The organism is Sphingobacteriaceae bacterium GW460-11-11-14-LB5, assembly GCA_002151545.1.
Classification (GTDB): Bacteria; Bacteroidota; Bacteroidia; order Sphingobacteriales; family Sphingobacteriaceae; genus Pedobacter.
Window position 1 is genome coordinate 2,737,811 of the sequence record CP021237.1, and the last position, 26,901, is coordinate 2,764,711.

The 26,901-nt window shown below is 39.5% G+C and carries 16 protein-coding genes; 3 read left to right on the forward strand and 13 right to left on the reverse strand.

Going from position 1 to position 26,901, the window contains the following annotated elements; translation table 11 throughout:
- Positions 1-236: 236 nt before the first annotated feature.
- From CA265_11130 to CA265_11140, 3 genes are all read left to right on the forward strand, one after another.
- Entirely contained in the window at positions 237-500 is a 264-nt protein-coding gene (locus tag CA265_11130; protein ID ARS40175.1) for a hypothetical protein, read from the forward strand.
- A 20-nt stretch (positions 501-520) separates the two neighbouring features.
- Entirely contained in the window at positions 521-2,707 is a 2,187-nt protein-coding gene (locus CA265_11135) for an alpha-galactosidase (GenBank protein ARS40176.1), read from the forward strand.
- Between the two features lie 76 nt (positions 2,708-2,783).
- A complete protein-coding gene (locus CA265_11140) occupies positions 2,784-4,406 on the forward strand; it encodes a heparan N-sulfatase (protein ID ARS40177.1) in 1,623 nt (540 codons plus the stop codon).
- 164 nt (positions 4,407-4,570) lie between these two features.
- On the opposite strand, the gene CA265_11145 is transcribed toward CA265_11140, so the two are convergent.
- The 13 genes from CA265_11145 to CA265_11205 all read right to left on the reverse strand — a co-directional run bounded on the left by CA265_11145 (position 4,571) and on the right by CA265_11205 (position 26,397).
- The gene (locus CA265_11145; GenBank protein ARS40178.1) at positions 4,571-5,458 is read right to left on the reverse strand and encodes a hypothetical protein; all 888 of its coding nucleotides are present in this window, start codon (positions 5,456-5,458) and stop codon (positions 4,571-4,573) included.
- 222 nt (positions 5,459-5,680) lie between these two features.
- Complete coding sequence (locus CA265_11150) at positions 5,681-6,988, reverse strand: hypothetical protein (protein ID ARS40179.1); 1,308 nt, start codon at positions 6,986-6,988, stop codon at positions 5,681-5,683.
- Positions 6,989-7,386: 398 nt separating this feature from the next.
- Positions 7,387-9,084, reverse strand: a complete 1,698-nt coding sequence (locus tag CA265_11155; GenBank protein ID ARS40180.1) for a hypothetical protein — start codon at positions 9,082-9,084, stop codon at positions 7,387-7,389.
- Positions 9,085-9,103: 19 nt separating this feature from the next.
- Entirely contained in the window at positions 9,104-11,092 is a 1,989-nt protein-coding gene (locus CA265_11160) for a hypothetical protein (protein ID ARS40181.1), read from the reverse strand.
- 14 nt (positions 11,093-11,106) lie between these two features.
- Positions 11,107-12,867, reverse strand: a complete 1,761-nt coding sequence (locus tag CA265_11165; GenBank protein ID ARS40182.1) for a hypothetical protein — start codon at positions 12,865-12,867, stop codon at positions 11,107-11,109.
- A gap of 24 nt (positions 12,868-12,891) precedes the next feature.
- The gene (locus CA265_11170) at positions 12,892-14,550 is read right to left on the reverse strand and encodes a hypothetical protein (protein ARS40183.1); all 1,659 of its coding nucleotides are present in this window, start codon (positions 14,548-14,550) and stop codon (positions 12,892-12,894) included.
- Between the two features lie 30 nt (positions 14,551-14,580).
- Positions 14,581-15,333, reverse strand: a complete 753-nt coding sequence (locus CA265_11175; GenBank protein ID ARS40184.1) for a hypothetical protein — start codon at positions 15,331-15,333, stop codon at positions 14,581-14,583.
- Positions 15,334-15,343: 10 nt separating this feature from the next.
- The gene (locus CA265_11180; GenBank protein ARS40185.1) at positions 15,344-16,846 is read right to left on the reverse strand and encodes a hypothetical protein; all 1,503 of its coding nucleotides are present in this window, start codon (positions 16,844-16,846) and stop codon (positions 15,344-15,346) included.
- A 13-nt stretch (positions 16,847-16,859) separates the two neighbouring features.
- The gene (locus CA265_11185) at positions 16,860-20,030 is read right to left on the reverse strand and encodes a hypothetical protein (GenBank protein ARS42962.1); all 3,171 of its coding nucleotides are present in this window, start codon (positions 20,028-20,030) and stop codon (positions 16,860-16,862) included.
- Positions 20,031-20,068: 38 nt separating this feature from the next.
- A complete protein-coding gene (locus CA265_11190; protein ARS40186.1) occupies positions 20,069-21,100 on the reverse strand; it encodes a hypothetical protein in 1,032 nt (343 codons plus the stop codon).
- 4 nt (positions 21,101-21,104) lie between these two features.
- On the reverse strand, positions 21,105-21,773 hold the full coding sequence (locus CA265_11195) for a hypothetical protein (GenBank protein ID ARS40187.1): 669 nt from the start codon (positions 21,771-21,773) through the stop codon (positions 21,105-21,107).
- A 12-nt stretch (positions 21,774-21,785) separates the two neighbouring features.
- The gene (locus tag CA265_11200) at positions 21,786-23,411 is read right to left on the reverse strand and encodes a hypothetical protein (GenBank protein ID ARS40188.1); all 1,626 of its coding nucleotides are present in this window, start codon (positions 23,409-23,411) and stop codon (positions 21,786-21,788) included.
- Between the two features lie 16 nt (positions 23,412-23,427).
- A complete protein-coding gene (locus CA265_11205) occupies positions 23,428-26,397 on the reverse strand; it encodes a hypothetical protein (GenBank protein ARS40189.1) in 2,970 nt (989 codons plus the stop codon).
- Positions 26,398-26,901 lie beyond the last annotated feature (504 nt).

Here is a 26,901-nt window from a genome sequence, read left to right on the forward strand (position 1 = left end):
CAACAATAATAATGCCTTGTTTATTTTACAATAAGATTTAGAAATGGCCGGGTTTAAAACTATAATTAGACCAATAAAGTTTATTCTTGTTAAAAAAAGATAATAATTTGATATAAATAGCCTACTTATTAAAATCTGAAAGTTCTAATTTGCATCTTTTAAATTCATGATTGATCACCTATAGTATTTTAATCTGATGCCAATAGCCCAAACTTGAATGGTCAAAAATTCAGGATATGAAATGTAAAAACATTCAAGTACCTGCGAGTTTGAATGCTTTATCTAAAAACGGATTACAACCGATCATTTATCTGATACAAAACCGAAGCCGGCAGCGCACAAAAACCTATATAACAGATTTTTACACATACAAAGATTTGCATTGCTTTTTGTACCTGTACTTATCTTTATTACAACTATTTTGGAATATTTTTACGATTAAAACCAGATCGGTCAATAATCCCGATTTCTTAATAGCAGGTGCAGAAAGCATCACCTAAACTTTTTACCCAAATAAATAATGAAAAGAAAAAACACATTTTTTTTTTTACTCTCGATGGCAATAGGTCTGAATAGCTTTGCGCAAAAGACAATAGAAATTGCTACAAAAAACAATGTACTCATCCTGGAAACAGATCGTGATAATACCTTATTATCGACATACCTTGGCAAAAAATTAGAGAATGCGGGCGAATACCCAGGCATACAGGCATTAGATAAATACAAACCTGGCTCTGACGATCTTTTAAATAAACGTGAAGCTTATATTGCCTCAGGCTCACTTAATTTATTAGAACCTGCATTAACAGTAACCCATGCTGACGGGAACAAATCGACGGTATTGACATTTTCAGATGTAAAAACCGAACAGCTGGATCAGAACAGAAAGTTAACCAGCGTTATCCTTAAAGATTTAAAATACAATTTTCAGGTTACACTAAAATACCTGGCCTATTTTAATGAAAACGTGATTGAGCAATGGGCAGAAATTGAACATAAAGAGAAAGGCACCGTAGTGCTCAATAAATATGCTTCCGCAAATCTGACCTTAAGCGGAAAAAAATTCTTTCTTAAAAACCAATATAGTGGCGCTACACGCGAAATGCGATCGGAAGAGCAACAATTGCTACATGGTATAAAAACCATCGATTCGAAATTGGGGACCAGAACAAATTTGCTTCATTCTTCTTCGTTTATGGTTTCGATAGATCAGCCTGCCACTGAAGATATGGGTGATGTAATTGCAGGCTCGTTAGCGTGGACCGGAAACTTTAAATTAGATTTTGAAACCTTTGACGAATATTACCTCAGGATAACTGCCGGAATTAATAATTTTTCGTCGAACTATACTTTAAAGGCCGGCGAAAATTTCGTTACTCCCCGCTTCATTTATACCTATTCATCTGCAGGAAAAGGTTTAGCCAGCAGAAATTTGCACGACTGGGCCAGAAACTATCAAATATTAGATGGAAAAGGCGAAAGATCTACCATATTAAACAATTGGGAAACCACTTATTTCGATTTCAATGATGAAAAACTAAACGAATTAACCAAGGATACCAAAAAATTAGGGGTTGATGTTTTTTTACTGGATGATGGCTGGTTTGGCAATAAATATCCACGCAATGGCGCCACGTCTGGTTTGGGCGATTGGCAGTATAACAAACAAAAATTAAAGAACGGCATTAGTGCTTTAGGTAAAGAAGCCACAGCAAGTGGTGTAAAATTTGGTATCTGGATAGAACCAGAAATGGTGAATCCTAAAAGTGAGCTCTATGAGAATCACCCTGATTGGATTATCAGACAGCCGGAAAGAAAAGAGTATTATATGCGTAACCAGCTGGTATTGGATTTAACCAACCCTAAGGTTCAGGATTTTATTTACAAAACGGTTGATGATATTTTTAAAGAAGTACCGGAAGTGGCTTTTATTAAATGGGATTGTAATTCTTTAATATACAATGCAAACTCTCCTACTTTAAAAAACCAGGATCATTTTTATCTGGAATATATCAGGGGATTAAATAGTGTGCTGGATAGGATTAGAAAAAAATACCCTAAAATACCAATGATGTTGTGTGCCGGAGGAGGCTCGAGGGTAGATTATGCTGCGCTACAACATTTCACCGAATTTTGGCCGAGCGACAATACCAATCCATACGACCGCATCTTTATTCAGTGGGAATATTCGTATTATTTCCCTTCCATTGCTGTAGACAACCACATTACCGATATGGGTAAACAACCCATTAAATTTAAAACAGATGTGGCCATGATGGGAAAACTGGGATATGATGTACGGGTAAATGAGCTCAGTAAAAATGATTTGCTTTTTAGTCAAAATGCGGTTAAAACCTACAATAGTTTCAAGGATATTATCTGGCATGGCCAGCAATACCGTTTACAGGATCCTTACGAAAACAAAATAGCCTCCATTGCCTATGTAAACGACGCTAAAGACCAGGCTATTGTTTTTAACTATCATGTGGCAACCCTTTTTACCAATGGGGTGATCTTACCGATTAAACTAAAAGGATTAGATCCCGCTAAAAAGTATAAAATAGAAGAAATTAACCTGTACCCGGGGGCTAAATCGCCAATTGATAGTACTAAAGTTTACTCCGGAGATTTTTTAATGAAAGTAGGCTTTAATCCGGAAGCAAATGCCTACAGAACAAGTGTGGTTTTAAAGATACAGGCCATTTAGCATTTTCAAAAACATCAACATGATATTAAGGGTGGCTTTTCGCCCCCTTTTTTGATATAGACCTTTATACATCCCTATGAAAAAATACATTTTTAGCATTTGCGGCATTGTCTTGATTGGTGCAGCTACCCTATCCTTCAAAAACAAAAAAAAACAATCTTCTGATCGTCCGAACATTCTTTTCGCCATTATGGATGATGTTACCTACCAGCACATGGGCGCTTATGGCTGTAAATGGGTAAAAACACCAAATTTCGATCGCATTGCTCAGGATGGGCTTCTTTTTAAAAATGCCTATACACCAAATGCCAAATGTGCACCATCGCGATCGTGTATTGTTACGGGCAGAAACTCCTGGCAATTGGAAGAAGCCGGCAACCATTGGTCTTATTTCCCGGCTAAATTTGCCTCGTTTGCAGAGGTTTTGGCACAAAATGGATATGCAGTTGGGTATACCGGTAAAGGCGTTGCACCTGTGGTGGCCAAACAAGCAGATGGTACACCCAGGGAGATGCTGGTAAAAGCATTCAATCAGCTTAAAACAACACCTCCTACAGCCAAAATCAGTAATGTAGATTATGCGGCTAATTTCGATGCATTTTTAAGTACAACAGACAGCAAACCTTTCTTTTTTTGGTATGGAGGTTTAGAACCACATCGCGAATACGAATTTAATTCGGGCGTAAGTAAAGGAGGAAAAAATCTGAACGATATTCCCAATGCTGAAATTTATCCCTTCTGGCCAAAAACCGATTCGGTACGAACCGATCTGCTGGATTATGCATTTGAAATTGAATACTTTGATAAACAATTGGGGAAGATGCTTAAAATGCTCGAAGATAAAGGCGAACTGCACAACACCTTAATTGTGGTTACTTCAGATAATGGAATGCCTTTTCCACGCGTTAAAGGGCAGGCCTACGAATACGCCAATCACTTACCGCTTGCCATGATGTGGGCTGATGGCATTGCCCATAAAGGCCGTAAAATTGAAGATTTTATCAGCTTTATCGATTTCGCCCCTACCTTTTTGGATCTGGCCAAAGTACCTGCTGCTAAAAACCAGATGAAACCCATTACAGGCAAAAGTTTTAAAGATATTTTTAGTGCTGATCAGGAAAAGGTTTCAGAGAAACGCAATTTCGTGCTTGTGGGTAAAGAGCGTCATGATGTAGGCCGCCCTAAAGATGTAGGCTATCCTATCCGGGGTATTTTTCAGGAAAACTATTTATTTATAAAAAATTTCGAAACCGACAGATGGCCAGCCGGAAACCCTGAAACTGGTTATTTAAACGTAGATGGCAGTCCAACAAAAACGGTTTGTCTCAATACGGTTTATGCTACTGATCACAATTTCAATTATTGGTTATGGTCTTTCGGAAAACGACCAGGTGAGGAATTATACGATATTAAGAACGATCCGGCCTGTTTAAATAATCTGGCATCAAATCCGGCCCATCAAAAGAAATCGGCACAGTTAAGAAGTAAATTACTGACTTTATTAAAAGAACAATCAGATCCCCGCCTTTTGGGTAAAGGCAGTGAATTTGACAGATACCAATATGCCGACCAAAGAGGGGTTAACTTTTACGAAAGATATATGGCTAAAGATCCCAAATTAAGCTGGGGATGGGTAAATGATTCAGATTTTCAGGATATTTCAAAAATAGAACGGGCAAAAAATGCACGTAATAAATAAGTATTGATTGATGATTTCCAGTCACTAGCAATAAAACCTAAAAAAATTGACCGGCCCTGAGCCTGAAGCGCAGCAATGTGGAGATAGCTTTTAACCTGGTTCAAAGCTATCTCCACCCCGGTAGAAAAAACGATGTAACTATAGTAGAATAAGACTTTTCAATATTAAACAAGCTGGCTTAAAGACCTAAATCGTTCTTCGTAAGCTCTTGGCGAAATGCCAACAACGTTTTTAAATACACGGTTAAAATTAGTCATGCTTTTAAAACCAGCTTTGTAAGCAACATTAGCTATATAATCGGCCTTTTTACCACTGGCCAGATTTTTACATACCTCATTAATACGTACCTCGTTGAGAAAGGTGATGAAATTGCGGCCGGTATGGCGCTTAAAATAACGGCAAAATGCACCAGAAGACATAAAGGCCTGATTAGATACTTCTTCTAAGGTGATGGGTTTATGATAGTATTGCATAATGTAATTAATCACCTTACTCAGCTGAACGTTTTCATTCTCGTTCATATTTGGTAAATAATCGATTGAACAAAGCGATTCCAATTGATCTGCAAATCTAAATTCATTGATTAAGTCAATAAAACTGATCAGTATCTGTTCATCGTTTGCCTGATTGATTTTCTCTATTTTACGGGCAATTTTAACGGCAGATTTACCACTCAGCTTAAAACCATTGCTGTAATGATTAAAAACATGACGGGTCTCATTCATTTCCGGCAGTTCAAAAAGTGATCCTATCCCCGTTTTGAGGTTAAAATATATCGAGTATACTTCTACCTGGCCAGTGCTGGCTGCACTAAAATGCTCCGCATCACTTTTTAATAAGTGGGGTACATTTGCCCCAATTACAAAAATATCGCCGGGGCGGAAATTATGGATATTATTCCCCGAAAAGACAATGCCCCTGCCTTTAACGATCCAGGTAATCTGAACTTCCTCATGCCGATGCAAATGAGGGTAAAAATGTGTATCACAAATATGTTCAACAATAATGCTCCGCTCATTAGGATATAAAATAGTAAAGGGCAGTACTTTCATCAGATTTCACAAAAAATATGGTGTACAATCTTAGCAGATATGATTACCCCAAGTTAAGTGTGAAAAGAAAATAGCATAAAGATTTAATGGTACAAATAATAAACAAAAGCATGCACACACAAACTACTCTAAATAAGATTGTTAAACTAACAAACAAAAGAAAATGGACAGAAACAAATCACTTAGCTAATGAGAAATGAATAATCGAAACCGAAGTCGCAACTAGAATATTTCTTTGGTAGAAAGATCCTCCAATTTTGGAGAAATGGCCTTACCAATTCCACTAAATAAAATTTTGATCCCCATCACCTTACCTATCGATCGTTCGTAACTGGTTGTCAGCACTTTTTTACCATTTAAGATTACAGCCGCTTTTTTATTTTCAACCCTGATCTCTATATCGCCTCCGTTTAAAGGATCGAATGCTAAGGCACCTAAAAACTGTTCAGATCCCTGTACCCTTTTCTCCGAAAACTTATATTGTGAAAAAGCCACGCAACTGGCCCGGTTTAAGGTTAATAAATGGCGGTGCTTCTCTCCCAAAATAATCACGGTGGTTTCTACACATTGCGTACCCGGACGGCTTTGCTCTGAAAAAACCCTACAGGTGAAAGAGAAATTATCGCCACTAATGTTTGAGGGCTTAATATTACTATAACCCACCAAAAAAGGTTTATTGGTGGCTAAACCAGCTGAATCTAATTGTTCTTTTGAAACGTAAATATTTTTAGGGTTTAAGGGTTTTAAACCTGCAATGGGATATGCCCTGGAGGTATCGTTACCCGAATTGGCTACCCAGCCTTTTGTACGCATGTATACCGCAACGGTATCAATTGGTTTATCCTGGTATAAAAGTGTTGCGTACACCACGCCTGGATTTCTGAAAAATTTAGCCACTTCTTTTTTACCGCTTATGGCAGATGGAAGCGCTTCATCCATAAAATCTATCTTAAACTCTTCATTGTTATTCACCGAAGTGCCCGATTTTAATTTAAAAACTGCTGTATGTGGAACGTTTCCAACAGGATTCTCGCAGACCAATTTTGCATCAATGGGCCCAGCCGAAGATTTCCAAATGAAAAAACTCCCCGTCAGGACGAGTATGATGATGGCAAAAATGCTTATATAAGTATATTTTCTGCTGGTTTTAGGCTTAATTTCGGTAGGGATGGAGACTTCTTCGATGGGTTTATCGACTTCGGTTTTTACAGGAACGGGTTTTACTGCAGCATGTACGAGCTCAAATTCTTGCCAATCGCGATAACCAATAAACTGGGCAAGTGCATCCCTTGTCGCTTTTTGTGGAAAATATCGCTGGGGTGTTTTCAATTGACCAAACAACCTTTTCAGCGTATTTACACTGAGGTACACCTTTGTTTGTTTACCCAATTGACTACTCAGGCTGTTATAATCAGATACCCGCCAGTCTTCAATCGCCTTATCGCCCATTTTTTCGATTAGCTTCTGGCAACAGATATCCATTGCATCGAGGGCAGGTTGATTATGAGGTTGTAAAGCGCTGGTATCCATTCGACTATTTTTTTAACTATAGGGACTAATTAATTAAAACAGATCAATTCTGTAAAAAGTTCACAAATACTAAACTTTTGTTTTGCAAACATATAAAATAGTGATGGCTTATAAATATATATTTTCTAATTAAAATAGCTTTTTTAATCTTACCTGATGAGTTAAAACTTATCCATTATTTTATTGCCTAAAATCTGACTATTAATATTTTTCAAAATTATTGATTCTAAAAAAGTCAGGCATTCAATTTTGGATAAAAGACTTTTAATCTGGTCAAAATTATTCACCTTAAATTTCTCGTCTGTAGCTAAAAAAAAGAGGCATGCCAATTTTGGCAATGCCTCTAAACTAAAACTGATTCTTAAGAAATTATATATCAAATAGAAGTATTAGCTGTATTATCTGTCTGATCTAATCAAAAATTCTTTTTCAAAATCTTTCAAGAATGGTTTACCGCTAATATCAAATACAGGCTCTATTTTAGTTTTTGTCCAATACATCATTATCGCGCCTATATCGGCAACAGCTGGCGCCAACGAATAACCCGTTGTACCTTCATAGGTTGATTGTGAGGGCGCATCGGCACCTAATGCAGACCAGGTATAAGCGCCTGAAAGGTTCATATTATATCCTGTTGGTGCGGTATTCTGAAGTGTTCCTTCTGCACCCTCGTCCATTTTCCAAAAACCAATTAAGCTATTGTAATTAGGGTGTTTGGTAATATCTTTAAGATTTAAATTCGCCTGAATGGTTGGTCCATCCAGTGCAGTTTGAAAATAAGCTAAATTTGCTACATAATAATCCATTGGATCACCTGATCCACAATATTTAAATCCGATTCTTAATGGATCAGTTGATGTAAGCGTTTGGCCATTCCAATTGGCTTCGGTTGCAGCCTTAACTCCATCATAATAACAAATTGCTGTTCTGGTTGTCGCATTTACCCTTTTAACCGTCATGGTAAGCGTATGCCAGGCTACATCAGTTAGCCTACCCTGATCACCTTGAAACCATGTTCCACTATAATAAGGTCTCCACTGGCTTGCCCAGGTACCGAAAGTCCAGCCTGTACCTCCATTTGGGTTTTTTGCTGCATCCTTATATCCTGTTCCTTTTGAAAGAAACCCAACGTATCCTGTACCACCTTTGGTTATTTTAACCTGTGCCTGAACAGTGAAATCTTTATCGTTCCCAGCATTGTACAACCCATTATCCTGAGCAACCTGCGCAAATACGCTTGTGCCTGTAAACAAAACCGAGTTATAGCCTATTTTCTTTAATTCCTGTGATTTCAATGCCGGATTATTAATAACGAGGAAACCACTTGTGGGGTTATCACTGCTTCCGCCGTGGTTGGATGTAATAATAACCAGCCATTCTTCATTGGTGTATGTTTTGCGTGCTTTAATGGCTTTGATAATTTCATCTACATAACCATCGGCCTTTAGTATGGCATCTTTATATGCAGCGTTAGTGGCTACATAACCACCATTTGCACCCGCAGCTTCAGCTTCTCTAAAATTCACGATGGTAGCCCCTATTCCTTCGTACTTATTTAACAGTGCAATGGTAGAATCTTTAGCGGCTTGATCGGTATTTACCAGGGGCCTGTAATCAGCTACTTTTACATAATTCCGCAGGTTGGGCCAGGGAGTGATAAATGCCGTTTTAGTGCCTATTCCACTCATAATGTAATCCAAAATATTTCTTCTGATGGGCACGGCATCATGCTCTCCGGAATTTGGATCGGTTGTGGGCTGAAAATCATCTGTAGAAACCAGGTGTTTGGTATAAGGCACGCCAGTAAGCATTGAGGTCCAGGTGGCTGCATCAGTTGCCACCGCCGATTTAAATGTTGCGTAAGAGTATTTACTGGTAGGCAACAATGCCGTAATGGCTGGCGGTGCAATGGTTTTCAGTTCTGAGCCTGTAACACCATCTATACTAATTAAGATTACCCTTCTTGATGGGGCTACAGAATTATCAAGCTCCTCGTTAAAAGTTGGTGGGTTAGGATATTTCTTACAGCCAGCAAGCGTTACGACAGCTAATGATAGTGCCAGAAAAATCTGTTTTTTATTTAAAAAATAAATCATGTTAATATATTTTTAGCGCTTATTTAAATAGTGTCAGTTCTGATAAAGACATAAATGTTGTGCTTGCACCTGTTCTTACAATTACTTTTACATAACGGGTAGTGATTGTTCCTCCGGGAAATGCATAATTGTAACGGGTTTCGTTTTGAGGTACTGTTGTCGTGCCTGCAAGCGTATAGGTGACATTATCAGGACTGGTGTAAATCTCCACATTTCTCACATATCCATTAGACTGGCCAATTCTTTGCACAAAACTGATTCCTTTTACTGGTGCCGCAGTAGCTCCTGTGCTCACAACGATACTAATTGGAAGGCTTTCTGCCGGTGTAGGCGATGAATATTTAGAATGATAAATGGTAGCGGTATTGTTATCAACCAGATTTGCTAAAGCACCATCTTGTGCAGGTGAACTGGCCGACACTGCTGTTGTTGGTATTGTTGTTGCGACAACTGGTACGGGCCCATCGCCTCCTGTTCCTGTCATAATATTATAAGTCCATATTGCTTTTGCAAGTGGCGGATAATTTGCGGCTTTTATCTTACTTTGCGAAACGTTACTCACGGTAATACCCCATGCACCGAAGAACTGGATTAAATCGGTTTTGGTGTATTCGCAGGCCCACTCATAAAAATTATCCTTTTTGTCCTGATCGTTATTGGCTAAACGTGGTGCATGTCTTGCTTTGGTATAAATATAGGTTAACAAGCCGTAATCAAATTTTTCTAAGAGTTGTACAAAAGGAACCGTGCGTGCAAACGAACCGTTCTCTCTGCCACTATTTAAATCCACGTCGAAGTTTTTAGTGGCGCTTGGCGGCGTAGCAGCATAAGCAAGGGCCACATCATTCCACTCGTTAGGTGCATGCAGAATTTTGAAATCCTGTCCGTAAGCTTTTGCTACTTTGTATGAGAAAAGATTATTGGTCGATTCTCCCAAAGCAGACCAGTTCCAGGTGGTATTTTGCTGGCAATTGTGTCCAAATTCGTGGTAAGTACCCCAGTTTGGATGCGGCTGATTGGTGGTCAGCTGATTTAAACTTACCCAGGTTTGAAACCACTCGCTGCCATTATAGTTTAATAAACCCATAAAAGGAAAACCAGAGTGTCCGGCTGCCGTAGGGAAACCGCTAATCTGAATATCAACTGTACCTCTCCACGGTCCTTGTGGACTTCTGTCGCGCAAATCAGCTGCATTAGGTGATAAACCCATCCAGGCATTATAGTGTTCATCAAAAATCTCATTCCATTTGGTCATCAATGCCGTTGGATTGGTTAGCGGATCTCTTGATGAGGTAAACTTTTCTACAATCAGGTCTCTTGGCACCAGGTAGACTACACTTCTGCAGCGAAGTTCTAACCAGGGCACTTGTGAGGCTTTAACCTGAGCCATCCAGGCGGCATCGTTTGATTTGCCCAATTCGAAATCGGGAGTTACACATGCGCCTGAAATGCTAAATTCTATCGGATTGGGATAAGAAAAGGTCGCATTGATATAAATGTACCCTCCGTAAAGGTTGCGCACGTAATTTACACCGGCAAACAATTGTTTTTTAACCACAATAATCGGGTCTCTTAACAAAGGGCTTACACCCGTTAAATTATCAGTATGTCCGCCTACCTGTACACTTAATCCATCTGCACCTGCAGGCACCACAATTTTGATCAATTCGCCAGGCGGCGCATAATAACCAGTACCAAATTGTGGTTGTGGTGCAACAGAAATCCTTAACATATCGGCGGTTTGGGCGCTAAAGTTTAAGTTTAGCGTAAACTTTGCATCTGTTACTCTTGGTTCGCCATCGCCAACCAAACCAGGAAAAACCCTGGCTTTAGCAAAGGCAGAACGATCAACAAATAACCGGTTGGTATCTACAGTAATGCTTTTGTTGTTTCCTGAGTTATCATCATAACCATCTTCTACTTCGTAGCCGTATTTTTTACAGGCTGATAAAGTCACCACGCCTATCAATATCGTTAGCTTTAATATGCTTTTCATTTGAAATTTCATTTAATACAATCAAATTAGTTCGTTACCACATCAGTAAAAGTTGGAGGCCAGGCTTTGCCCGATAAGTTCCATTCGGTTCGTGGCAGAATGCCTAACCAGTTATAAATCTGGAAAGGTAAGTCTACATTGTTGGGCACTGTACGGTAGGCTGCTCCTACTATTTCCGGATTAATATTTGGCGACAAATCGTTAAATGTTCCCCAGGTAGCATTACTGGTTAAAATAAAATCGTTGTTTTTGCCCGAGCGGTCTTTCAGTAAAAATCCGGTGCCTTCTTTACAAGGCCACCAGCCTTCTAAACTCGAAAAATAAGGATGGTTGGGTGTTACTTCCCGTTTCATATAAGTAATAACATCCGCATCAGACATGGTGGTTTTGTATATGGCCAGATCCCTGATTAAAAAGTTGGTTACTTTTCCACTAGCTGCACCAATACGAAGAAAACCTGTGTTGGTAATATCTTTACCTGTTACATCTACCGGATAGTTGGTACCAACTGGTCGCTTAACGCCATCAGTAAACATGGTTAAATATCTTTTAGTGCCTTCCATATAAACTTTTACGGCAATGGTATGCCATGCACCATCTCTGATTACAGTAACATCAGGACGCAAGAAAGCACCTGCCGCATTGGTCGCATTTCCCCAGTCAAACTGGAAATAGGTGTTAGAAAAAGCAAATGTCCACGCATTTGCAGCAATGGCAAAATTCGATGATTTAGCCAGAAATGTAGGCCAGGTGGTGTTTACGCCTGCGTCATTTCTGATTTTTAACATCATGACATAATCACCGGTACTTCCAAAATTACCAACAGTAGCATTAGACAACAGGGCTGTTACCTGAGTGGTTTCGGTAGACTGGAACCTTGGTGCACTACCTGCATAAGGTACATCAGAGGTGTTTGGTTTACCGATTAACCTGGCTGCGAATTTTGGATTATACAAGGCCACATAAGTATTGCGCGCATCGTCGCCAAAAAGACTGAAATCGGTACGGGGATTAGTTGTTGCGCCACCTTTGTTTGAAGCAATTACCACCAGCCAATTCTCATCGCGAAAAGTAGCACGCGCTTTTAAAGTGGCTACCATTTCACCAATGTAAGTATCTAAGGTGCCAATAGCGGAATTATAAGCTGCGTTAGTTTCACTGTATCCACCTGCTGCACCAGCCGTTTCTGCACTATGAAACTGTGCAACAATTAAATCAGCATTACCATCTTTTAGCTTGGTTACGGCTGATGTTTTTACCTCAGCATCTGAAGTTAAAGTTTGCTTTTCAGATGCATCTCCGGCTAAATTTTGGGTAAAAGCACTGCTTGCAGCATAAGAAACCGTTGTAAATTTTGATTTTTCTTGTTTGATCCTGGTAAATAAACCAGGATAAGTTGTTAAATCGTTTCCGGTAAAACTATCGCCTGTTACTTTGTGGAATTTTGGATCTACCCCGGTGATTAAACTTGCCCAGGCACCCGCATTGCTTACCGGTAACTGCGTGCTATCCGTTAAGCCTACAAAAGAATAAATTGCATTTTTATTGATTTCTGTAATCTTTGGCGGCTTAATTGCGGCCACAGCCGAACCTTTCACCCCATCCAGAATAATGTAAAGCACTTTTGGCTTACCCGAACTTACCCCGGCAGTATCATTTTTAGTGTTGGCCGGAATTACATTATCAAAATTTTTGTTACAGGCACTACCCAGTAACACAAGGGCAAAAAAACAAACCGATATGCAGCCAGTGCCCAGATTTGAAAGTGATATTTTTCTATGTCCCATATTTGTGAGATTATGAATGTTTAATTAGTTAAGCAGTTCTACCCTTAATATATTTTTAACCGGAATGTTATCGAATCTGAAAATGTTTCCAACTAAAATGATTGCCGGATTTCCTGCTGTAGAAGTGGTTTCGATCATTTTTTCTATCGTACCCTGAAATACACCGGTATTGTTATAACCATTTGCCAAAGTACCATCGGCATTTAAAATCATAAATCCCTGGCGCAGCACGTTGCGGTATAAATTAAAGCTTCCTCCAACGATTACTTTTCCGTTATTCAACTGAGCGGCAAAATTCACTATGCCCCCGTTAAGGCTGGGAAAAGTAAAACTTGAGGTTAGGCTGCCATCAGCATCTAACATGGCTACTCCGGTACGGGACTGCCCGTTAAAATTCTTGAAAGTTCCGCCTACCAGTAATTTGTTTGTCGTTGCATTATAGGTAATGGATGTAATTTCATCATCAGCACCTGTTCCAATATTGAATGAATTATCTACAGATCCATCTAAATTTATTCTTACCACGCGGTTTCTGCTCACCCCATTAAAGGTGGTAAAAGTACCCACAAGCACCAGTTTACCGTCGGGCATTTGTATCGCATCGTTAATATTTCCATTTCCGGCATTAGGACTTTGTTTCGTTCCTGCATTGTAATGAAAGCTCTGATCCATTGAACCATCCATATTCATGCGCACCATTTGCCTCATCAGCACCCGGTCGAAAACTTTAGAATCGTAGGTAGACCTTTCGTAAAAAGCCCTTAAATAATAATCAAAATTGCCAATAGCATAAATCTGATCGTTGAAAGTAAAAATCTTCTTAATGGTACCCTGTACTCCACCATTAAAACTCGGCACGGTATCTCTGTTTTTTGACGGGTCGTTAGGTGTGGCATTTACCACATCAATAATGGTAGAATCTAAAGTGCCGTCTACATTTAAGCGTGTAATGCCGTTTATATTGGCCCTGTTTGGTCGCTTGGTATTAAAGGATGAAAAATTACCTGCAATTAGAAATTTGCCATTATCATTACCACTCGAAATCCTGGTTACTGCATTTACCAGATAGTTTGCGCCGATGCCAAACTTTAAGGCTGTTTCTACGGCACCCGCAGCATTTATCTGTGCAACATTACCTATCGGAAGATCCTTAGTCGCCCTGTTTTCATAATCGGTAAAGGCCCCTGTTAAAAAGTAGCCCCCGGCAGGCAAACGTAAAATATCGTAAATTGGATAATTAGAGCCATTAACCACCTGAAAACCAGCATCAAAACTTACCTTACCCGCAATTTGCATGGTTGGACCGAAAAACGTCTGATTATCAAGTGTAGGATCATTAACGGTAATCCAGATGCCACCTGTACTGGCATTTACCGGCACCTTAAACTTTAAGGTACTGTCGGTAAAATTTAATACTTCAGCCTCAATTTCGTTAACATACAGTTTAAACTTACCGGTATATTTTATCAGCCCCCTGATATTTACATCTACTTCGTCGCCGGAGGAAGCAATAGCAGGGCTAAGGGCTTTTGATTTAAATTGAATGCCCAATGGTTCTTTACCATTGGCATAAGGATCCTTCAGTTCTACTTCATTTTTTTTGCAGGCAAACAAAAGCATGGCCAGCAGAAAAAATCCGATTTGAAAAACCCTGGTTGTATATTTATTATAAAGAGATATCATCTTTTAAATCGCTAATCATTAAAAAAATTATTATTGTATTGGCGTTATGCCACTGGCCAGTACATCATTGATGAAAATGTTGTTCACAAATCCAAAATTATGCTTGTTAACCAGGGTACTCCCCGACAAGGTTGCCTGCCTTAATACGTGTATGATTCCGTTGGTTGGCGCAATATCTGAGGTGGCTACCGGGATATTAACCAAACTTTGCTGTGGTTTAGTGAAGTCTTTTATATAAGAAAGAAACAACTGCCTGTAACCTGCATATTTTATACTGGTAGCGCCACTCACCGCATCATTAAATATGACACCGATATTCATGATCCTGCCATTCTCATAAGAGGAAAAAGACTGTCCGGGGAATGCGGTATAAGCAAGTGTATCCAACTGCGGATAATCTTTCAAACGGTTAGTTCCTTTAAAAATGTACTGCGAAAGTGTTTTGCGCCAAACCTCACGTTTAATCTGCGACAATTCTTTAACCGTGTCTCTTCCGTTCTGTATCAGGTATGCATTTAAAGCCCGTACCGATTTATAAATGGAAGAACTTGTTGGTGCAAAAAAAGTAACATTCTCTTTGTCCAGTACATCATCCATTCCGGCAAGTGCAATTACCCTTACTGTCGTATCGAACATGGCTGGTTTCGATTTCAGGTATTGCAATATCGTTCCGTTATACGTTGGAGTGAGCACCCCAGAATCTACATAATACTCTTTATTGCAGGCAGTTACCAAAATCAATACGATAGCTGCGAATATTAAATTAATTTTTTTATTCTTCATCTCTTTAAGTTTATCTCCAGAAATTATTTAAAGTCATATTAGGATTGTTCGCCAGGGCTGATTCGCTGATGGGCCATGTCCAGGCACCTGCATTAAAATCAGCCACACCTATCGGGTGATCGGAATATTCAGAATCCAAAATTCGTTTGGTACGTACCAGGTCGTAGAAATACTGCCCCTCACAAAACAGTTCTCTTACACGTTCGTAATAGATATCGTCTTTTAACTGATCGCCAATAGAACTGAAAGGAATAGCCTGCGCCCTTGCCCTTACTTTATTTACAAAGGTTTGTGCGGTAGTATTATCATCTAAATTTGCCGCCGCTTCTGCGGTTAACAATAATGCATCTGGCAAACGGAAAATAATGCGGCTATCGTCATGCGAAATGGTGTTGTTTGTACCACTCGGATAGGTGTTGGAAAACTTTTTCAACTGAAAAGTATTGTTGCCTATATCGGCATTTTCGAACCACAGGTTTCTTCGTACATCACCATTTCCTGCAGGAAATACTTTCTGCATAAACTTTACGCTGTAATACATTTGTGAGGTAGTGGTGGTCACCGTTCCGCGGAATGGGTATTTAGAGAAGAAGACCGATGGGTTATCATACTGAGAAAGTACCTCTCCATAATTCGCATTCGAAACAATTTCGAAAAGGCTTTCTTTGGTATTGCCTTTGAAAATCTTTTTATTGTTATCTACTGTATAATCCAGCAGACCATAATCGGCATAACTGCTGAGTTCTTGTCCACATTTAACAACTTGTTCGTAATAAGCTGTTTTAATGCCATTATCAAATCCGGCAGCCCACATGTTCATGTGCATAATTAAGGCTAGTGCCGCACCACGCATGGCCCTTGTACCTACCTGGCTGGCATCAACATAGGTTACCGGTAAATCATCTTTAACTGCTGCCATATCAGCAATACAGTTTTTCATTACGGAAATCTGATTGGTTCTGCCTAAAGGCTGATCATTATAGGCATTAGTATAATACGGAACATCACCATACATTCTCACCAATAAGAAATAGCAAAGGTTTCGTAAGAAAATACCTTCAGCCATATATCTTTTCCTGCTTTCATCAGAAATGGCCGAGTTGGGCATTTCACTTACCTCTTTTACCATCAGGTTTGCACTGCCAATTACATCATAATAAGATTTCCACTCGGTTGCCGCTTTAAAATTATAGAAGTAATAATTGCCGTTTGTTGATGCAATAGCGCCCTTTAAATCATTATTGATGAAGTTGGTAAAACCAGCAATATTAGCAGAATTGATTACCGGTGCGCACCTGAGATCGGCAAAAGTATAAAATGTGCTCCCATTATTCAGTATTCTGCTTCTTAATTTAATATAGATGCCGTTTACAAATTTTTCTACATCGGCTTCATTTTGCCAATAATTATTACCTGAAAGGTTATCTATCGGTGTAACATTTAAAAACTTTTTACAGCTCAGCGCAGCAATGCTGATGATGGCTATAAATATTATATAGATAATTTTTTTCATATCGATTTTCCGGTTAAAATTCGAGGTTTAGACCTAGTACATATTGTTTACTCAAAGGATAACCCCCAGAGCTATCGCGACCAAGTGCCGTTACGGCCTCTGGATTAGGGCCAGAATAATTGGTTAAAAAGCCAAGGTTTTGTGCGGTAACATATACGTTAGCACGGTTGATTCCGAACTTGCTTGAAAAAGTCTTGTTTAAAGTATAATAAAGCTTAATGGAGTTCAGCTTAAAATAAGTTCCATCTTCCTGGAAGAGTGTTTGCCCGTAACGGAATGGATCGATAATGGAAGCCCTGGTATAATCAAGCGGATTCGGATAAGTTCCGTTATTGCCTGCCCCGGTCCAATAGCTGTATTGCGATAAGGGCACTAAATTTCCAAGCGTTGTAGGATTATTAAAGTTTCTGAACTGTGCTGCTAATGCATTGTTCAATATGTCCCTTACCAGGGTAAATGATCCGTTTACTTCAACACTCCAGTTTTTATAGTTTAATAATGCGCCTATACCACCGGTAATTTGTGGCTGGGAGTTACCTGCAACTACCCGATCATTCGCATCTAAAATATAATCTCCGTTTAAATCCGTGTAAATCGGATCGCCAGCCCTAAAATAGTTCCTGATGCCAGTACCACCCGTTCTGTAACGTTTACCAGTCATTGGGTCGAAAGGTACATCGGCAGTACTGTTATAAACCCCTTTGGTATTGTATAGGAAATTGGAAAGCGAGTTAATTCCCAGTCGGTAGTAAATGTCTTGCGCAAAATCCGGATCCAATGCAATCAATTGCCTTGCACCATCAGGTAGTGCTGCCAAAACTTCTTTATTGATGGCTAAGTTGGCATAAACATTAAGTTTGAAAAGACTACTTGGGTTTAAGGGTCTGGAGTTTACCTGAAACTCCCAGCCATAATTCACATTACTGGTTTCTACCGTAGTTACATTTGAGAAAGAGTTGATATTAGCAATTCCTTTTTCACGGAAAATGTTATCAACCTGTTTGTAATAGGTATCGAAACTGAAGTTTAATTTGTTTTTGAAAATGCTAAAATCAAGTCCGGCATTTAAAGTCGTATTTTTAGTTGGCTCTAAGCTCAGGTTGGGTAAACGGCTCAGATCTATCACCACCGATTGGTTATTGCTGTAGGTACCGCCACCAAAATATCTTCCGTACACATCATAAATACTTCCGTTAGGCTGGATGTTACTACCATAACTTAAACGGATATCGCCATAATCCAACCAGCGGTTTCCAGCTAAAAAGTTTTCTTTATCGAAATTCCATTTTACGGAAACAGATGGATTTTTTACATAACCGGCCAATGGCCCGTTGGTAGAAGTTCCATCCACACGGTAGTTGAAATCGATTACATATTTCTGTTTATAGTTATAAGAAAACTGACCTGCAAAACCTACTGATCTGAAATCGCTGAAATTATCTAACGTTCCCCCTAAAGTTTGGTTGTAAGCCGGATTGTGGGTAATTGGCCCGCGGATAAAGCTGTTTACGGTACGATCGTTTAAAATGGCATCTGCTTTAAAATTAGAGCTGTTGATTTCGGTAAAGGCAAAAACACTAAAATTGTGTGCAGGCTCATTGGCCTTATCATTTATGGTATACACATAACTCAAACTACTTCTGTTGTACAATTTGGTAGAACGGTCATTGTAGGAATAAAAATTAGCAAAACCGCCATTAAGCGAAGCTGGCACAAAATTATCCCTGGTACCGGTAATGTTTGTATAGTTGATTACGGTACTCGCTTTAAAATTCTTTAATATTTCATAATCCAGCTGTACTACAGCAAAGGTGTTTAAGGTCTTGTTATCGTTATCGCTTTCTGTAGCCCCCTGTACCTGGTTTACCGACGAGTACAAAGATGGTGGCGGTAATAAAGAAGATGAACTCCCTCCTGTGGCCACCCCGGTATTAAAAATACCATTACCACTTCCGGTTTGCTGTCGCTGCACCGAATTATTTAACTGACCTAAAATTTTAAACTTACGGCTGGGATTGTAAGTCATGGTGGTATTTAAAATATACCTCGAATAGCCTGTATTTTGTTGTACACCATCTTCATCGTATAAACCTAAAGCAACCTTATAGTTAAAGGCCACATCTCCACCGGAAATGGATAAGTTGTGATTCTGGTTATAGGTTGGGCGGTAGAAATACGATTGCCAGTTGGTAGAGTTGTTATAATAAGCGTTTAAGCTATCAGAAAGGAAATCTACCGCATTAATGGTACCCAATGCATGGTAGTAGGTAGAATCGTATTGCATAATCTGTCTTAACCTCATGTTACGTTCTTCTACCCCGCCAATTACCGCTCTTAACTGTGGTACAGTGCTTAAAAATGCAGAACCCTGATAGCGCACTACCGGCACTTTAGAACTACCTCTTTTAGTGGTGATTAAAATTACCCCATAAGCACCACGCGAACCATATAATGCGGTTGCCGCAGCATCTTTTAGTAACTGGATCTCTTCAATATCTTCAGCCGGAATCTGTGAGGCAGGCGAAGTACCCGGGCCCGCTTGCTGGAAACCGTAAGAGAATGTGGCGTTATCATCAACCGGCACCCCATCGATTACATACAAAGGAGATGTTGGCGTTAAGTATGCACTGTTACCCGATCCGCTAACGTTGATATTGGATAAACCACGTACCTGAACTGAGCCCCTGAAACCAGGTGCACCTGTATTATTCTGAATGTTTAAACCGGCTACCTTACCTTGTAGCAGCGAAATGGCATCGCCTGCTGGCTGGCCCTGAATTTCACTGCCAGAAATTTTCACGATTGATCCGGTAGATAATGTTCTGGTTTTGGTTACATAACCTGCAGAAACCACTTCAACTGTTTTTAAGGTACTGTTTAATGGCTCTAAAGTAATGTTGATATTGCGTCTGTTGTTTACTTTAACTGTAATGGGCGCCATCCCAACATAACTGAATTTCAGTTCGGCATTTCCGGCTACCGTTACCCTAAAATTTCCATCGTTATCGGTTTGTCCGATAACCTGGTTGCTAGCAACGAGTATAATGGTTACACCCGGAATTGTTTCTTTTTTTACTGAGCTGGCATCAATTACTTTACCAGTAACCGCAATTTTTTCCTGTGCGTGGACCTGGTTAAATAAACCCATCAGCAGCACCATTACGATTGCATAAAAATATCTCATCATGAATATATTTTGCTTAGTTTTTAATCCTGTCTCCATTAGTCGTTAACAAATTTTGGTTTCTCGGTTTTAAACCAGAAGATGATCTCCCAGTCGCCCTTTTCGTAAATATTATAGTTTAACCCTATGATTGATTTTTGTAATATATTGCCAAAACCAATGCGCTCGAACCTGAATAAAGAGCTCGCCTGTGCGCCCGAACTTGTGGTGTACCGGGTTGGATAATCGTTTAAAGGGATAGGATAAGCCACCTGATAGGTCACTTTCTCGGATGTTTTGACCATGTTAAAACCATGTACAACGTTTTCCCATTGTGTGGTGGCAAATTTATTGGGATCGATGGTACGGAAAAGTGTATCGACAAATTTGAAAGAAATGGTATTTCCAGGACCTCCTGTAACTTTATTAAACAATACCTGTACATCTGAGCTACCCAAAAAACGGTTGGTGCGCTCGCCACGGATATTGCTGATTACCGATGGATTAACAGAGGTTCTTACCTCCTGTCCGGTAACTGCATCAAAATTCGACGGCTCGTAAGGTCTTTCTCTGAAAGGTCTCAACCTCATTTTCTGAAAATATCTTTTACCGCCTGAATTAGACATTTCTACATCGAATACATAACCCGAATCTGGTTGCGATTTTACAAAATCTGATTTAGCAGCATCCCACATCAAAAACTGACCTGAATGTTCTCTGATTTCGAAAAGTTTATGGTTTTCTATCCCTCTTTTAGCTTCTATTTCTGCAAGTGATTTTTCATTACCATCATAAGCTTGTTTCCAGATTTTAACCGGAAAATAATCGTTCAGTTCAGGAGCAGATTCGCCGTTGAACCTCCTCATGTTCACAATTTTAAAATTTAAGGGTAAGGATGATGTGCCCGCGTTAAAGTTTCCGCTAAACAAATTATTACGGCCTAAAACCGGCTCGTATACCGTTTTGGTAAACTGCGTATCTTTACTGAGCGAGAGTGCATCATCTGGCAGGTTTTTTCTGCAGCCTGCTATCACTATTACCAACAGCAATAACAGATAAAATAACTTTGATTTATATATAACTAATTTCATTGCGTTATTTGTTTAATTTGGTGGTAAAATCGCCAAAGCCAAAAATGTGTGTTGGGCTTAAAATATTAATGATACCGTTACTGGTTTTGATATTTACAGCATTCGTTACGCTTCTTTGCCAGTTGGTTTTTACGGTCAGATTTTTCGGATCGGAGAAAGTAACCGTTACCGGACCGCCGCCCTGATAACCAGATGCATTTTGCTTTTGATATTGAATATGCATCTGATAGTTAAATTTGATTGAACTTGCATAAGAACCATCAAGGAAAGGCTTGTAAAAATCAGTCGTGTTCCTACCGGTGATGATATACTTATCCATCATGATCTCTAATTCGGTCAGATCAGCATTCTCTAAGGTTACCGGAGTTTTATTCTGTTCGGTTCTAAGCTGGTTAAGCTCATAAAGGGCAGCTGCAAAATTATCGTTGGTCGGTGCAAAAAGCGTCACCTTGCTCTCTGTAAGTGCTGTTTTTAAAGCAGTTGTTCTGTTCAATACCACCAACAGCGAACTAAATGTAGCGGGCTGGGTTTCGAGATATTGAATCACATTGCCATTAAACTCCGTTACCTCATTCTCATAATCGCGGTATGGCGAATCTTTTTTACACGACGACCAAATCAGGCAGGTCATCGCCACTATTAACAAGTGTTTTATTTTGATATTTAATTTCATTGATATGCTAGATTATTGCCAGAAATTATTTTGTGTAATGCCTGGGTTGGCATTGATTACATCCTGCGAAACCGGCCAGTAAATGGCACCTGCGCTTTCGGCCTGTGCAAAAGTTAAAGGCTGTCCGTTCTTGGTAATGAAAGTTCCATTGGTTCGCTTAATCCTGTTGTAACGGACTAAATCGTACCATCTCCAGCCCTCTCCCATCAGCTCTCTTCTTCTTTCAGCAAAAATTTCGTTAATTAAATCTTTAGTGGAACCATCAGGAAACGGAATGTAACCTCTTAATGCTGCAGCTTTGTTTAGCGCGACAATTGCATTATCTCTCTGGCCCATTACGGCTAGTGCTTCTGCTCTTAACAGAGTGATTTCTTCTAATCTTGTAAATAATACTGCTGAAGAAAATACGGCGTAATCGCTGGTATTCGCCACCGCCTCAATGATCTTCACTTTACTGAACATCGGGCGCTGCGTACCATACTGCGTAAAATAATTTTCTCTGTATAAGCCCGTTTGTGGATCAACACTAAACCTCAGATCTAATGGGTTTGTGAAAATTTTGCGAATACTATCTTTAGGGACATAAATCTCCGGTTGTGCCTTAGGTACAAATGGTGCAGCTAAGGTTAACTGCTCAATATGCCCGTTGGCCGATGAATAGCCATAGCCATACTCAAAAGAGTAACCAACTAACTGGGTGGCACGTTTATAGGCAAATGGATTAACCTGCTGCGTTTCATTGGTACGCACATTTAGCGTAAGTTCATTAATCGTCAGGTATCTGCAATTGTAATCGGTAACCCCTGGTTCTACCAGCTGTGTGTAATTATCCAATACAAACTTGGTATAGATATCTGTTTCCAGGTAATTTTGCTGCCAGGCGGTAACATGTGCCAACAAGCAATAAACCGAAATTCGGGTCATTAATGTACCATACCAATTTGGATCGGTGCTTACCGTTAGGCCATAGTAGGCACCCGGAAGAATTACGTCAGTACCGCCATATCTAAAAGGTACAACCTGTGCAGCAGCCAGTAATTCTGATTTACAAAACGATAATACTCTTTCTTTAGAAGCTCTCGGGGCTTTAATAAAATCACCATCATGAGTAGTGGTCAGCAATGGCACATCGCCCCAGATCCGTACCATATAGAAATAAGCAAAAGCACGTAAAGCTCTTGCCTGGGCAATATCTACATTGTTATTTGCCAGAGTGTATCTGTTGTCAGATTTCACAATTTGCGATGAACGCTCTATAAATATCGTTGTGGCATTTACTACGGCGTAAAATCTTCTCCAGTTGGTTAGGCTATTAATTACAGGATAAGAAGCGTTCAATCTCCCTTCTACAATGGCCTGCAAATCTGCACGGTTGGTTGATGCGAAATCGCCATTTCTTAAATCGCCCATTAACCAGTGGCCGTTATCTGAGGCCAATGCATTCCGCATTAAGGCATACATGCCGATTAAATTGGCCTTGGCATCATCAATGGTTTTCCACGAATCTGTTTCTTTCTGCAACCTGGTAGATTGTGTGTCATCAATCTTTTTGCATGCACCACCAAGCAATACCAGGATCAGCGTAAAAGCAATCACACTTTTGTGGTAAATGCTGTTATGTTTTAAATTAAATGTCATGATTTCTTACTATCGATTATAAATCAAGTTTAAAGCCCAATACAAATGTTTTAGGGATCGTGATATTTGCACCATCGTACATCCCGTTATAGTTTACCAGCTCCGGATCTACTCCCGAAAAATTGGTAAGGGTAAGCAGGTTTGTTCCGGTGGCATATAAGTAAGCCCGTTTAATTGTAGATTTCTTTTTAAGCATACCGCTAAAATCATAGCCAATGGTTACCGATCTCAGTTTAGCATAGGAGGCATTTTCTAAGAACAGGTCCTGATCTTCACGATAAGGCACTACAGAACTGAAAGGATTATAAATCGGGTAGCTTTTAGCATTATCGAATGATTGCCATGCGGTAATTTCTCTAACTGAATTAATGTTATTTGCAGACTCACGATTAATAAAATCGTAACGGGCGGCATCATACTGGTTTATTGCTTTTTGTCCAAGCGCAAAAAACACATTGAAATTAACATCGATTTTTTTGTAACTGAAAGTGTTGTTCCAGCCACCAATAACTTTTGGCAACCGATCACCGGTAATTACTTTATCATTTATATCAATGCGGTAATCATTATTATAATCAACCCATCTCGGATCACCTGCTTTTAAAGTAATACCGTTAAAGGTCATTTTCTGACCAGTTGCCGGATTGGTAGGCACCTCCGCATCGGTATTGTAGATGCCACTGTTGGTGTACAACCAATAGGCACTGGATGATGCCCCAACTTTTAACTTATTGTTCTGATAAATCAGCTCCTCTAAACCATTAGGTAATGCGCCAATTTTGTTTTTATTGTAATTGATGTTAAAACCTGTTGACCAGCTAAGGCCATTTTTATTTTGTACAGGTGTACCATTAATTAAGAGTTCGGCGCCACGGTTATTGATGGTTAAACCTGATTTATACTCGGTAATATAACCTAACTCCTGTGGTACCGGTAAGTTAATCACCTGCCTTTTATCATCACGGTTGTATACGCTGACAGCAGCACTTAACCTCCCTTTTAACATGGTAGCAGAAAGGGTAAGGTTGGTCCTGTCAGAAATTGGTAAAGGAATATTGTAACCTACATAACCTGTTCCATATGGACGGGCAACGCCGATAAAGGTACCGTAACCTGGCAAGGTAGGTTCATCTGCCCAGCCATTAACAGTTGTATATTGCGGACCTGCGGCAAAACGGTCATCAACAAACGGACGCACGGTACGACCCCATCCGGCATTCAGATCAAGGGCATTGAAGAAAGTGTTCTTTGATAAAAACTGATTTTTAATGCTCCAGGTACCACTAAATGAGGGTGCAAATAACCAGCGGCTATCTGGCTGTCCGTTCGATGAACCATCGCGGCGCAAAATGGCATCAAAACTAAAAAGGTTTTTATATTTATATTCTCCACTTGCATAAAGCGAGAACAAACTACTGCGCTCTTTGTCTAAAAACCTGAAAACATAAAAATCCCCGTAAGCATTTAAATAATCGCCTGCGTTTGAGTTACCGTTAACCTGAATAATTTTAATAAAATCATTTGGCCCATTATAACCTCTGGCGTAATTATATTTATAGGTATCAGATTGAAATGTTTGTCCAACATCAACCTTTAACTGATGATTAGTGCTGCCTAAATCGAATTGATAAGCAGCATGGTTATCGAGTATTAACCTTTGGTTGTAACCAAAATAATTAGATACATAACTGATTCCCGCCAATAGTGTTGAAGGTAAAAAAACATCTCTGATGCCTTCAGTATAGTCGCCAAGCAAGGAGGTTGTTAAGGTTAAGCGCTTAAGTTTTGCATTTAAAATAAGGTTACCATTTATCCCGGTGGTTCTATTCAGATCGGTACTGCCATCTACGATGTTCAGGTAAGCACCGTAGCTATCAGAATTAGGTGATAGCGGATTAGATAAATCGGGAATATACTGTGTTTCGGCAAAACGGTCGCGTAAACTGCGATTGCGGTTACGGTCTAACCTGATTGCGTTTATGGCACTCGATACCGTTAACCATTTAAATGGCGCCATATTGATCCCAACTGATAAATTATAACGGCCAAGTTTAGTATTATCGGCATTCCCGGCATCTTGAGTTGCCGCACCGTAAAACCTAAAATTAGCGCGTTCAGAACCACCGGTAATCCCCAGGTTAGCATTATAAGTGGGTGATGTTTGATAATATTGTTTGTCCCAGTTTGATGGCCCGAAATAATCCAGATTAGTAGAATCCCTTAAATAGCTGGCATAGGTATTGTAATTTGCTGTGCTCGCATATTTCTGATAGAAGGGCCTTCTGAAGTTATTATCATAAACACCATTGGTGGGTGCTATGGCCGGAGGGGTTACATAACCGTAATACGAATTAAAACTAATATCGCGGTTACCACTCCTTGCTCCTTTTGTGGTAATATAAATGGCACCATTTGCAGCATTCGGACCAAGTTTAGCCAATTCATATGGATCTTTAATCACCACAATCGACGTAATATTATCGATGTTAATCTGAGATAAAAGGTTATTCGCCGGGCCGATACGGGTATAATCATATTTTTGCACATCGTATGCAAAGGGATGATCCTGTGCAAGCGGCACACCATTTAAATAAACAGCTGGCTGTAATGCATACCTATCTTTTTTACTGAATAATAATGATGATGGTCCCTGAACGATCATACTTTGTTCGGTTCCGGGCTCACCAGATGTTTCCTGTACATAAACACCAGCCAAATTGCCCTTTACCATTTGTTGCAAGGAAAGGTTTGGAACATTTTTCGACCTCGCTACATCAAGGGTATCCTTTAGTTTATTGAACCTGAGGAGGGATTTCATCATCTCTCCTATGGTATCCAGTTGTTTGGTTTTCTTTGTGGTATCCTGCTGTTGAATCAGGTAACGATTACCCATAACAGTCTCCCTGGCTGGGCTGGCAAAAGCCATAGAAATTCCAAAAACAGATAAAAACAAGACACCTATAGTGCTTGTAGAAATTTTAACCATTTTAAATAAAATTTAGTATTAAAAATTTTGATTGTGTAGATTAAGACCGGCGGTTAATTGCCGGGATTTTGTAATGCCATAATCTCCCGTCTGTTTAATGTTTCACTAAGAAAGGCGCTCGTTTATCATTAATATCCGGCCTACAACTTTTGCATTGCTTAACTGAACATTTGTGAATGACATTTTGGAAAAGTAAATTTTAATCATAGTTTTTTTGTTATGGGTTTGTTTTGGTTGTTTGTTGGGATGTGTTGTCGGTTACAGCTGTGGCTCAAAAAAAAGAGGTGGTTCGGTTCTTACCGGCACTCTTAAATAGCAAATAAATACTAAACAAAGTTAATTTATACTAAACATAAAACCACTTAGTTATTAACTGATATTAACAGTATTTTAGCTGATCTAACTTTTGCTAATTGAGCAGCTTAATTTTTATTAGTTATTGTTGTTTAGCGTATTAGCGTTTTTAACATATGCCAAAAAGCGAATTTCTTTTTTGATAAAGTT